Origin of the sequence: Cellulomonas sp. A375-1 (assembly GCF_001040865.1) — a bacterium.
In the GTDB taxonomy this organism is placed as follows: Bacteria; Actinomycetota; Actinomycetes; order Actinomycetales; family Cellulomonadaceae; genus Cellulomonas; species Cellulomonas gelida.
In genome coordinates this window covers 1-10,610 of record NZ_LFKW01000011.1, presented here as the reverse complement: position 1 = coordinate 10,610, position 10,610 = coordinate 1, and the positions used below count along the sequence as shown (strand labels likewise).

Here is a 10,610-nt window from a genome sequence, read left to right as displayed (position 1 = left end):
GGCCGGACCCGACGACGGACCTGCACCGGCTGGTCCCCGCGCTCGCGGACGCCACGCTCGACGTCGCCGAGCTGTACGAGGGCGACTGCCACCAGAACGCGCTCGGCACCGACCCCGCGGCGTGCACCTTCGGCGATGCGGCGTCGAGCACGGTCGTCGCGCTCGTCGGCGACTCGCACGCCGGGCAGTGGCAGCCGCCGCTCGCGGCGATCGCGCAGGACGAGGGCTGGCGCCTGGACACCTACACCAAGGGCAGCTGCGCGCTGACGTCCGCGCGCACGTGGCTCGGCACGGTCGACGGGCCGTACACGCAGTGCGGGCAGTGGAACGACGCCGTCGTGGAGCACCTGCTGGCGGACCCGCCGGACGTCGTGGTGACCAGCAACAACCAGATCGAGGTGGTGGGCGACGACGGTGCCCGGCTCACGGGCCCCGCCGGGGACGCCGCCGCGGTCGCGGGCCTGCAGGACGCCTGGGCACGGCTCACCGACGCGGGGATCCCGGTGGTCGTCGTGGGGGACACCCCGTGGGTGGGCTTCGACGTGCCCGAGTGCGTGGCGCTGCACGAGGACACGTGGGCGGTGGACTGCACCGTGCCCGCGGACGTGCCCGAGCGGCGGTCCGGGCTCGCGCAGCAGCGCGCGGCCGCGACCGCCGCCGACGTCCCGCTGCTCGACCTCACCGAGCTGCTGTGCCCGGACGGGTCGTGCCCCGCGATCGTCGGCGGCGTCCTGGTGTGGCGCGACGTGAGCCACGTGACGGCGAGCTACGTGCGCACCCTCGAGCCCGAGCTGCGCGACTGGCTCGTACCGCTGGTCGCCCCGCGCTGACGCGCGCGGGTCAGCCGAACCACCGGTGCACGTGCTCGACGATCGCGTGGTCGAACGCGTCGTCGTCGTGCCGCGAGCGCAACCAGTCCTGGAAGTCGCCGCCCGCGGCCTCGTCGAGCTCGCGCCGGCACGCCGCGGTGTCGGTGACCGCGCGCGTCAGCAGCTCCTCGGCCTCGTCGGGCGTGCGGTACAGGAACGGGTAGTCCGGGGGCAGGATCGCGCGCACCCACGGCCGGTCGGGGAACACCCCGACCGCGCCCGCGACCAGCGCCTCGATGTACTCCAGGCCGTAGGACTCCTCGGTCGCCGTCGCGAGGAACGCGGTCGTGCGTGACAGCGCCTCCCAGTAGTCGTCCCGGCTCGCGGTGAGCGGCCCGACCCATGCCCACTCGTTCTGGGAGAGGCCCATGGCCTTCTCGGACACGAGGTGCGACTCGACCAGGCGCGCCTCGACCCGCAGCGGCACGCGCTTGTGCACGCGCTCGACCACGTCGAGGAACAGCTGCGGCTGCTTGCGCTCCGACAGGTAGATCGCGGGGTAGAGCACCACCGGGAGCTGCGGCTCGTGGCGCGCGTGGACGTGCTCGAGCCGGATGCCCAGGTTGACCCACCCGACGCGCGCCTGCTCCGCGAGCTGCTGCACGGTCCAGTGCCCGACGATCTCGCGGACCTCGGTCGCGGTGCGCTGGGAGTTGGCGAAGGTCGGGAACAGCGCGCACGACAGGCCGAGCGACGCGCGGTCGACGGTGTGGGTGTACTGCGAGGTGGTCCACCACACGAAGTTCATGACCCGCGGCTCCATGCCCGCCGGGCACGAGGCGCGCAGGGTGCGCCACACCGAGGTCGAGTCGACCACGTCCATGTTGATGACCACCGTCGAGGTGGGGTCGACGAACTCGAGCGGCAGGACGTCGAACCCCTCGCAGCGGCGCGGGCCCTCACCGATGACGATCGACCCGGGGAAGACGCGCAGCAGGCGGCGCACCAGCGTCGCGCCCGCGTCGTGGCCCGCGACGCGCCCGTCGGGGTCGATCAGCACGTCGCGGTACCGCACGGCGATCTTCATCGTGTGCTCGCCTCCTCGGCGACCTTGCTCGGGGCCTTCGCCGTCGAGGCCTTCCTCGGCGACGCCTTGCCGGACGCCTTCGCGGGCGCCTTCGTGGAGGCCTTGGTGGAGGCCTTCGTGGAGGCCTTCGTCGAGGTCGAGACCTTCTCGGCGACCCTCTCGGAGTCCTGCTCGGCGGCCGGCAGGTCGTCGGCAGCCAGGCTCGGGCTGGGCACCTCGGTCGCCGGCACGTCGTCGGTGGGCACGTCGGTCGTGGGCTGGTCCGGTGCGGGCTCGTCGAGGAGCGCCGGCTCGTCGTCGCCCTCGAGCGACGTCTGGATCCGCATCCCGTAGAACGACCGGTGCACGAAGTAGGCCGAGATCACGAAGAACACGGCGGCGAGTGACACGACGAGCGTGCCCCGGCCCTGGTCGGTCAGCGAGACCGCGAGGTCGACGGCCAGCAGACCGAACAGCGTCGTGAACTTGATGACCGGGTTCAGCGCGACCGAGGACGTGTCCTTGTAGGGGTCGCCGACGGTGTCGCCGACGATCGTCGCGTCGTGCAGCGCCGTGCCCTTGGCGTGCAGGTCGGTCTCGACGATCTTCTTCGCGTTGTCCCACGCGCCGCCGGCGTTCGCCATGAAGATCGCCTGGTAGAGCCCGAACGTCGCGATCGAGATCAGGTAGCCGATGAAGAAGTACGGCTCGACGAACGCGAACGCGAGCGTCGCGAAGAACACGCCCAGGAACATCGTGAGCATGCCCTGCTGCGCGTACTGCGTGCAGATCTCCACGACCTTGCGGGAGTCGGCCTCGCTTGCCTTGGTGACGCCGTCGAGCTTGATGGTGGTGCGGATGAACTCGACCGCGCGGTGCGCGCCCGTGGTGACGGCCTGGATCGAGGCGCCGGTGAACCAGAAGATGATCGCGCCACCCGTGATGAGGCCGAGCAGGAACGGCGGGTGCAGGAGCGACAGGTTCTGGATGCCGTCGGTCAGGCCGCCGGTCAGGCCCATGATGATCGAGAAGATCATGGTCGTGGCGCCCACGACCGCCGTGCCGATGAGCACCGGCTTGGCGGTCGCCTTGAACGTGTTCCCGGCGCCGTCGTTCTCCTCGAGCATGAGCTTGCCGCGCTCCCACTGCGGGGCGAACCCGTACTCGCGCTCGAGCTCGTCGTCGATGTGCTCGATGTCCTCGATCACGGACAGCTCGTAGACGCTCTGCGCGTTGTCGGTCACGGGGCCGTAGGAGTCGACCGCGATCGTGACCGGACCCATGCCGAGGAAGCCGAACGCGACGAGCCCGAACGAGAACACCGCGGGCGCGATCATGAGGTCGCCCAGGCCCTGCTCGCTGATCAGGTAGGAGCCGCCCATCAGGCTGACGATCGCGATGCCGAGCCAGTAGGCGGAGAAGTTGCCCGCGACGAGGCCCGAGAGGATGTTGAGCGACGGACCACCCTGCCGCGAGGACTTCACGACCTCACGCACGTGCTTGCTCGACGTCGACGTGAACGCCTTGACGAGCTCGGGGATGAGTGCGCCGGCGAGCGTGCCGAACGACACGATCAGCGCGAGGCGCCACCACTGGTCGGCGGCCGCCGTGTCCGCGAGCACGAACCAGGTGGTCAGGAACGTCGCGACGATGCAGGCCGCCGAGGTCAGCCACACGAGGTTCGACAGCGGGCGCTCGAAGTCCATGTGGTCGGCGTCGCGGTACCGGCGCGCGGTCCACAGGTCGTTGAGCTGGTAGGACGCGGCCGACGCGACGATCATCACGGCGCGGACCACGAAGATCCACACGAGCAGGCTGGCCTGCACCGCCGGGTCGTGCACGCCCAGCAGCACGAACGTCACGAGCGCGACGCCCGTCACGCCGTACGTCTCGAAGCCGTCGGCCGACGGACCGACCGAGTCACCCGCGTTGTCGCCCGTGCAGTCCGCGATCACACCGGGGTTGCGGGCGTCGTCCTCCTTGATCTTGAACACGATCTTCATGAGGTCGGAGCCGATGTCTGCGATCTTGGTGAAGATGCCACCGGCGATGCGCAGCGCGCTCGCGCCGAGCGACTCGCCGATCGCGAAGCCGATGAAGCACGCGCCGGCGATCTCCCGCGGCAGGAACATCAGGATGATGAGCATCATCAGCAGCTCGAGGCTGATGAGCACCATGCCGATCGACATGCCGGCCTTGAGCGGCATGCGGTGCAGGGGGAGCGGCTTGCCGCGCAGGCTCGCGAACGCGACGCGGCTGTTGGCCAGCGTGTTGACGCGGATCCCGAACCACGCGACCGAGTACGAGCCCGCCATGCCGATGAGGCTGAAGGCGATGACCACGGCGACGCGTCCCCAGCCGAAGCCGACGAGCACCTTGTAGTACACGACGATCACCGCGGCGATGAACGCCCACAGCACCACGAGGAACTTGCCCTGCTGCGACAGGTACGCCTTGCAGGTCGAGTAGATGAGCTCGGAGACCTCGCGCATCGAGGTGTGCACCTCGAGCTTGCGCATCTGCAGGTAGGTCGCGACGCCCATCGCCAGGCCCATGACGCACACGATCAGGCCCAGCCCGAGCAGCGTGCGGCCGGACATCCCGCCGAGCACCGTGACCTGGCTGAGGTCCGGCAGCGCGAGGCTCGCCTCGCCGCCGTGCACGGTCGACTCGCCCGTCGACGTCGACTGCGCGCAGCCGCTCAGGAGCGCGAGCAGCGCGGCGACCGGGGCGAGCACCCGCAGCGGGCGCCGTCGTCGGCGACCACCCGGCCCTCCCGCGTCGGCGCGTGTCGTGACGGGTGCGGTGCTGGTGCGGGCGGCGGTGTCCACGATCTCCCCAGAGACGGAGTGAGTGCTCTCCCCTCGAACGTAGGAGCGCAGGTCGCGACCGCACTGAGTCGAAGGTCACATGTTCCGCTCGCACGCGCGTGAGAGCGGACGACGAGAGCCGCGGCCCCCGTGGTGGGCCGCGGCTCTCGTGGTGGTGCGGGAGGGTTCGTCCGGGTCGTGGAGCGCGTCAGCGGTCCTCGAGCGCGGGGACGATCGTCGTGGGGATCGCGAACGCGAGGCTGATCGCGGCGATCCCGCCGAAGAACACCCAGGGCTTGGCCGCGTCGACGACCTGGAACGCGATCGCGAACAACGCGAGACCGGCGAAGAACAGCACGAAGGCGAAGAAGACGGTGACCGCGCGCTCCGGGGAGCCGGAGCGGTCGTCGTCGCGACGCTGCAGGACGGGTTCGCTCATGCCGTCAGCCTACCCGGGACGTTGGTCCCGGCGGAGGCGTCGGGCGCACGCGTCACTCGAGCAGCGTGGTCCCGTCCTCGAACGGCCACGCCTCACGCACGACGAGCCGGCCGAACCGCGCCATCGGGTGCCGCGAGGCGACCTCGACCGCCTGGTCGAACGAGTCGCACTCGAGCACGTCGAAGCCGGCGATCTGCTCCCCGACCTCGGCGTACGGCCCGTCGGTGACGGACAGCTCTCCGCCGCGCACGCGCACCGTCCGTGCCTCGGCGATCGGCCGCAGCCGCTCGCCGACCACGCGCACGTCGTGAGTCGTCGCGACCCAGGTCTCGATGTCGTCGTCCTCGCGCCGGTAGGGCTCCGCGGTGGGGTCCTCGCAGACGAGCATCAGGTACTTCATGGTGTCCTCCTGGACTGGTCGCGTGCGGGCCGTGGTGCCTCGCACCCGGGTGACGCGCGGTGCGACGGCAGATCGACACGGGCAGACACATCGTCCGCCACCGTGCCTCACCCGTCGCGTGGGGCACGGGCGGTCCACGGCCTGCCGAGCGCCGGCGGGCACGGCAGGCTGGGCGGCATGACGGTGCGCGTCGGGATCTCGGGCTGGAGGTACGCGCCGTGGCGCGGCGTGTTCTACCCGCCCGGGCTGCCGCAGCGGCTCGAGCTGCCGTACGCGGCGCAGCGCCTGACGAGCATCGAGGTCAACGGCTCGTTCTACGCGCTGCAGCGGCCCGCGAGCTATCAGGCGTGGGCGGAGCAGGTGCCCGACGAGTTCGTCCTGTCGGTCAAGGGTCCGCGGTTCGTGACCCACATGAAGAAGCTCGCCCACGTGCGCACGCCGGTGGCGAACTTCCTGGCCTCGGGCGTCCTCGCGCTCGGTCCGCGTCTCGGACCGCTGCTGTGGCAGCTCCCGCCGACGCTCGGGTTCGACGCCGACCGGCTCGCCGGGTTCTTCGCGCTGCTGCCACGCACGACCGGGGCCGCGGCGGCGCTCGCGGCCGAGCACGACGAACGCCTGGACGGCCGCGCGTGGACGACGACCGACGCCGACCGGCCGCTGCGCCACGTGCTCGAGGTCCGGCACCGGTCGTTCGCCGACCCCGCGTTCGTCGCGCTCGCGCGCGAGCACGGCATCGGGGTCGTCGTCGCGGACACCGCGGGCCGCTGGCCCGTGCTCGAGGACGTCACGTCGGACGTCGTGTACGTCCGCCTGCACGGCGACCGCGAGCTGTACACCAGCGGGTACGACGAGCCGGCGATCGTGCGCTGGGCGGACCGCGTGCGTGCCTGGTCCGCCGGCGGGGAGCCGGCGGATGCGCGTCGGCTCGGCCCGCCCGCCGCGCCCGCACCCGCGGGGCGCGACGTGTTCGTCTACTTCGACAACGACACCAAGGTCCGGGCACCGTTCGACGCCCAGGCGCTGATCAGCCGCCTGCGCGCGCTGGACGGCAGCGCCGAGGCGCCCTGACGGATCCGAGCGCGTGGGCCGACCGCGCGCGGGGGACCTCGTCAGTCGCGGCCGCGGAGCCGGTCGAGCTGGCGGCGGTCGCGCTTGGTGGGGCGGCCCGTGCCGCGGTCGCGTGCGCCGGCGAGCGCGACCTGCGACTTCGGGACCGGGGCGGGGGAGCGGTCGAGGTAGCACTCGACCGCGACGACCGCGCCGACACGCTTGACGACGGTCCGACGCACCTCGACGATCCGCTCGCGCTCACCACCGCGCACGTGCACCTCGTCGCCCGGCACGACGATCGTCGCGGGCTTCGCGCGCTCACCGTTCACGCGGACGTGGCCCGCGCGGCAGGCGGCGCCGGCGGCCGACCGCGTCGGGAACAGGCGCACGGCCCAGCACCACGCGTCCACGCGCGCCCGCACCGCTTCTGCCACGCCACCAGGTTGGCACACGACGACGCGCGCACCGGCACGGGCGCCGCCGGCCGCCGGCTCCGGAGCAGGACCGTTGGCCTGGCCGCGCGCGGGGTGGCGTCGGCGTCCGGCGTGCGAGAGGGTGCGAAGCGTCGACGAGGAGGGGTCATGGAGATCGAGCAGGTCGAGCTGACGACGACCACGGCAGCGGTCGTGCGCGAGCGCGTGCGGATGGACGAGCTCGCCGCGTTCTACGACCGCGCGTACGGACAGGTCGCGGCCGCGCTGGGCGCTGCCGGCGTGGAGCCGCAGGGTCCGGCGATCGGGTGGTACGCGCAGATGCCCGCGGCCGACGTCGATGTCGCCGCGGGGTTCGCGGTCCCGTCGGACGCGGCGGTCGACGGAGTCGAGCTCCTGACGATGAGCGGCGGTCCCGCGGCGATCGGCACGTACCAGGGTCCGTACGACGGGCTGGGCGACGCGTGGAGCATCCTCGTCGCGTGGTGCGCCGAGCGCGGCCTGCAGGGTCGAGGCGACTTCTGGGAGGAGTACGTGACCGACCCGGACCCGGACGGCGACCCGTCGCAGAACGTGACCCGGCTGGTGCTCCCGCTGCTCTGACGGCCGGCGCTGCCGCACCGGCCGCGCATGCTGACTGCGCTGACGCCTCGGGAGGGCACGCGACCCCTCCGGCCGTCGACGCGGTAGGCCGGAGGGGTCGCGTGGTGCGGGGGCGTCGCTCAGGCGCGGCGCGTGATGCGGACGGTCCAGGCGTCCGGTCCGTCGACGAGGACCTCGGTGTCGATCGGCGCGCGCTCGGCGAGCTGCGCGAGCAGCGGCCGCGGCAGGTGCGGCGCGACGATCACGAGGGCCTGGCCCGGGGCGATCGCCTCGAACGCGCCGAACACGGTCGCGTGCCGGATCGCGTGGGGGATCGCCCGGACGTCGAGGACAGGGTCGGCCTCGTCGTGGCCGCCGCAGCCGCAGCTGTGCCCCGTGGCCTCGGGCTCCTGCGGGGCGCTGCCCAGGATGTCGACGTGCTGCGTGGTCATGCTGGCCTCCGTGGCGTGGCTGAGCGGCGGGTGGGTCGTTCGGGTCGAGCGTGCGCCGCGTGGCGTGAACGTCGGCACGAGGCGAGCATGCGCTCGATGGTGCGACATTTCCACGGGATCCGCCGTGGAAATGGGACCTAGGGCCTTGCCTCGCTCAGATCGACGTCCACGAGGTCCGGTCGGTCGCGGCGCAGCTCGAGCACGCAGTGCTCACGCCCGACGAACGGGCGCAGGCGGTCCGCCGCGAGCGGGCCGCCCGCGGCCTCGAGCACGCCGGACGCGAGTCCCAGGTGCACGCTGCACACGACGTCGGGCCGTTCGCGCGCGAGCTCGAGGAAGGGGCAGCGCCACAGGTCGACGCGCAGCGTCTCGTCGTCCCGCTCGGGGTCGAAGCCGAGCCGGTCGAGGTGTCCCTCGAGCGCGTCGAGCTGGCGTTGCTCGGCCGCCGGCGAGCGGTCGTCGTCCGCCGGCCGGTCGCCGTCCAGCGGCGGCTCGAGTGCGCCGCCCGGGGCCGTGAGCGCGCGTCCGGCGGACCGGGCCGCCTCGCGGGTCGGTCCCAGGTCTCGGCCGAACCCGCTGATGAGCACCTTCGTGAGCGCGACGTGCGCGATCGACTCCTCGAGCCGTCCCATCGCGATGGGGTCGTGGCGCGCGTCGTCGGCCGACGCGGCGCGGTAGAGCATGCGCGGCCGGCCGCGCACGGTGCGCTCCTCGGGGGCGCGCACCGCGTAGCCGTCGTGGACGAGTCGGGCGAGGTGCTCGCGCGTGGTGTTCTCGTGCAGGCCCGTCGCGCGGGCCAGGGCGCCGACCGTGTGCGAACCCCCTCGCTGCAGGATGTGCAGCAGGTCGACGCGGCTCGCGGCGGCGAGCGTGCGCTCCGCGGGGCTGCGACGGGTGGCGGGCATGGGGTCAGTATCGGGCCAGGTGACCGGGGCGGAAGGAGGGACCTCGGTCCCGCGCGGCGTCGAGGACGGGTTAAATACGGTGACGACGTGGAAAAGACGTCACGACGCGTCGGCCCGGGAGCGCGTCTCGCGCTCCTGCTGCCGGCCGGGGTCGCACTGCTCGCGGGCCTCGACGCCGCGCTGACGCTGCTCGGCCTGCCCGCACCCGTCGAGCTCGACCGTCTCCCGGACGTGCACGGGCCGCTCATGGTCCTCGGCTTCGTCGGGACGCTCGTCGCCCTCGAACGCGCCGTGGCGCTCGCGCCCGCGACGAGCGCCGAGCGCGCGCGCCCGTGGGCCTGGGCGGCGCCGTTGCTGCTCGGCGTCGGCGGGCTGCTGCTGATCTCGCCCGCGCCGCTAGCCGCGGGTCGCGCGTGTCTCGTGGCTGGCTCCGCGGTGCTCGTCGCGCTGTACGGCGCGGCCTGGGGTCGCCGCGCCGATCCGGCGATCGCGATCCAGGGCCTGGGCGCGCTCGGCGCGCTCGGCGGCGCGACGCTGTGGGCCGCGGGAGTGCCGGTGCCGGCGCTCGCGCCGTGGCTGGTCGCGTTCCTCGTCCTGACGATCGTGGGGGAGCGGCTCGAGCTCATGCGCATCGTCCCGCTGCCCGCACTGGCCGAGCGCGGTCTGCTCGTCGCGTCGCTCGCGGTCGTCGGTGGCGCCGCGCTCGCGCTGCTGTGGCCGGGGGTGGGCACGGCGGTGCTCGGTGCGGCGCTCGTCGGGACCGTCGCGCTCCTCGTGCGGTTCGACGTCGCGCGACGCACCGTGCGCGGGCACGGGCTGCCGCGCTTCATGGCGGTCGCGATGCTCGGCGCGTTCGCGTGGCTCGCAGTGGCGGGCGCGATCTGGCTGGTCGGTGGGCCGGTGTCCAGCGGCGTGCGGTACGACGCCGTGCTGCACGCGGTCTTCCTCGGGTTCGTGATGTCGATGGTCATGGCGCACGCGCCGGTCATCCTGCCCGCGGTGCTGCGCCGGCCGCTGCCCTACCGCCCGGTGATGTACGGCCCGCTGGCGCTGCTGCACGCGACGCTCGTGCTGCGCCTGCTCGTGGGCGACGCACGCGACGTGCCGTGGGCGGTGCAGGCCGGCGGCGTCGGCAACGTCGTCGCCGTCCTCGCGTTCGTGGTCGTCGCCGCGACGAGCGTCCTGCGGGGCGCGCCCGCGCGGCCCGCCCGCCCGCAGGCTGCTCCGGTCGGGGACGGCGTGAAGCGGACCGGGGACGTGGCCGACACCGTCGACGTGGCCGGGGCGCAGCTGGAGGTCGTGGCATGACCCGCGCGACCTGGCACCTGCGCGCCAACGCGCTCGTCCTGGCATGGCTCGCCGCGGCCGCGCTCCTCACCGTCGCGCACCGGTGGGTGCCCGCGGCGCAGTGGCTCATGGTGCACCTGCTGCTGCTCGGCGCCGTCACCACCGCGATCCTGCTGTGGAGCCAGCACTTCGCCGACACCCTGCTGCGCACGCCGGTCCCCGGTGGGCGTCGCGGGCTCACGGCGCGCCTCGCGGCGCACACGGTCGGCGCGCTGCTCGTCGTCGCGGGGCTCGCGCTGCCGAGCTTCGCGCTCGTCGTGCCCGGCTCGGTGCTGGTCGCCGGTGCCGGGCTCGCGCAGGCAGTCGTCCTGGCGCGGCA

General features: G+C 73.3%; 11 protein-coding genes and 1 pseudogene. 5 read left to right on the top strand and 7 right to left on the bottom strand.

What is annotated here, in order from left to right; translation table 11 throughout:
- Positions 1–830, top strand: an 830-nt coding sequence (locus CWIS_RS18555; protein ID WP_304413432.1) for an SGNH hydrolase domain-containing protein, incomplete at its 5' end; no start/stop codon positions are given.
- 10 nt (positions 831–840) lie between these two features.
- On the opposite strand, the gene CWIS_RS01245 is transcribed toward CWIS_RS18555, so the two are convergent.
- From CWIS_RS01245 to CWIS_RS01230, 4 genes are all read right to left on the bottom strand, one after another.
- Complete coding sequence (locus CWIS_RS01245) at positions 841–1,896, bottom strand: glycosyltransferase family 1 protein (RefSeq protein WP_048341412.1); 1,056 nt, start codon at positions 1,894–1,896, stop codon at positions 841–843.
- Complete coding sequence (locus tag CWIS_RS01240; protein WP_255352731.1) at positions 1,893–4,706, bottom strand: sodium-translocating pyrophosphatase; 2,814 nt, start codon at positions 4,704–4,706, stop codon at positions 1,893–1,895. The genes CWIS_RS01245 and CWIS_RS01240 overlap by 4 nt, the downstream gene beginning before the upstream one ends.
- A gap of 187 nt (positions 4,707–4,893) precedes the next feature.
- A complete protein-coding gene (locus CWIS_RS01235; RefSeq protein WP_048341411.1) occupies positions 4,894–5,124 on the bottom strand; it encodes a hypothetical protein in 231 nt (76 codons plus the stop codon).
- A gap of 52 nt (positions 5,125–5,176) precedes the next feature.
- On the bottom strand, positions 5,177–5,524 hold the full coding sequence (locus CWIS_RS01230; RefSeq protein WP_048341410.1) for a YciI family protein: 348 nt from the start codon (positions 5,522–5,524) through the stop codon (positions 5,177–5,179).
- 177 nt (positions 5,525–5,701) lie between these two features.
- Here CWIS_RS01230 and CWIS_RS01225 point away from each other — a divergent pair, with 177 nt between their 5' ends.
- Complete coding sequence (locus CWIS_RS01225; RefSeq protein ID WP_048341409.1) at positions 5,702–6,592, top strand: DUF72 domain-containing protein; 891 nt, start codon at positions 5,702–5,704, stop codon at positions 6,590–6,592.
- Between the two features lie 41 nt (positions 6,593–6,633).
- On the opposite strand, the gene CWIS_RS01220 is transcribed toward CWIS_RS01225, so the two are convergent.
- Positions 6,634–7,008, bottom strand: a complete 375-nt coding sequence (locus CWIS_RS01220) for an RNA-binding S4 domain-containing protein (protein WP_048341408.1) — start codon at positions 7,006–7,008, stop codon at positions 6,634–6,636.
- 147 nt (positions 7,009–7,155) lie between these two features.
- On the opposite strand from CWIS_RS01220, the gene CWIS_RS01215 reads away from it, so the two are divergent.
- Complete coding sequence (locus CWIS_RS01215; RefSeq protein WP_048341407.1) at positions 7,156–7,608, top strand: GyrI-like domain-containing protein; 453 nt, start codon at positions 7,156–7,158, stop codon at positions 7,606–7,608.
- Positions 7,609–7,727: 119 nt separating this feature from the next.
- Here the strand turns inward: CWIS_RS01215 and CWIS_RS01210 are convergent, their stop codons facing one another.
- Together CWIS_RS01210 and CWIS_RS01205 are read right to left on the bottom strand one after the other, a co-directional pair.
- Positions 7,728–8,039 carry a DUF2249 domain-containing protein gene (locus tag CWIS_RS01210; protein ID WP_048341413.1) on the bottom strand — a complete coding sequence of 104 codons (312 nt, stop codon included), beginning with the start codon at positions 8,037–8,039 and terminating at the stop codon, positions 7,728–7,730.
- Between the two features lie 137 nt (positions 8,040–8,176).
- A complete protein-coding gene (locus CWIS_RS01205) occupies positions 8,177–8,944 on the bottom strand; it encodes a metalloregulator ArsR/SmtB family transcription factor (RefSeq protein ID WP_048341406.1) in 768 nt (255 codons plus the stop codon).
- 87 nt (positions 8,945–9,031) lie between these two features.
- On the opposite strand from CWIS_RS01205, the gene CWIS_RS01200 reads away from it, so the two are divergent.
- Positions 9,032–10,252, top strand: a complete 1,221-nt coding sequence (locus CWIS_RS01200) for a hypothetical protein (protein WP_048341405.1) — start codon at positions 9,032–9,034, stop codon at positions 10,250–10,252.
- Positions 10,249–10,610 (top strand): annotated as a pseudogene (locus CWIS_RS01195) (copper oxidase); the annotation flags it as partial. The gene CWIS_RS01200 and the pseudogene CWIS_RS01195, both read left to right, overlap by 4 nt.

Coding starts and splice junctions, on each gene's coding strand:
- CWIS_RS01245 (WP_048341412.1), bottom strand. CDS start 1,896: ATGAAGATCGCCGTGCGGTACCGCGACGTGCTGATCGACCCCGACGGG.
- CWIS_RS01235 (WP_048341411.1), bottom strand. CDS start 5,124: ATGAGCGAACCCGTCCTGCAGCGTCGCGACGACGACCGCTCCGGCTCC.
- CWIS_RS01230 (WP_048341410.1), bottom strand. CDS start 5,524: ATGAAGTACCTGATGCTCGTCTGCGAGGACCCCACCGCGGAGCCCTAC.
- CWIS_RS01225 (WP_048341409.1), top strand. CDS start 5,702: ATGACGGTGCGCGTCGGGATCTCGGGCTGGAGGTACGCGCCGTGGCGC.
- CWIS_RS01215 (WP_048341407.1), top strand. CDS start 7,156: ATGGAGATCGAGCAGGTCGAGCTGACGACGACCACGGCAGCGGTCGTG.
- CWIS_RS01210 (WP_048341413.1), bottom strand. CDS start 8,039: ATGACCACGCAGCACGTCGACATCCTGGGCAGCGCCCCGCAGGAGCCC.
- CWIS_RS01205 (WP_048341406.1), bottom strand. CDS start 8,944: ATGCCCGCCACCCGTCGCAGCCCCGCGGAGCGCACGCTCGCCGCCGCG.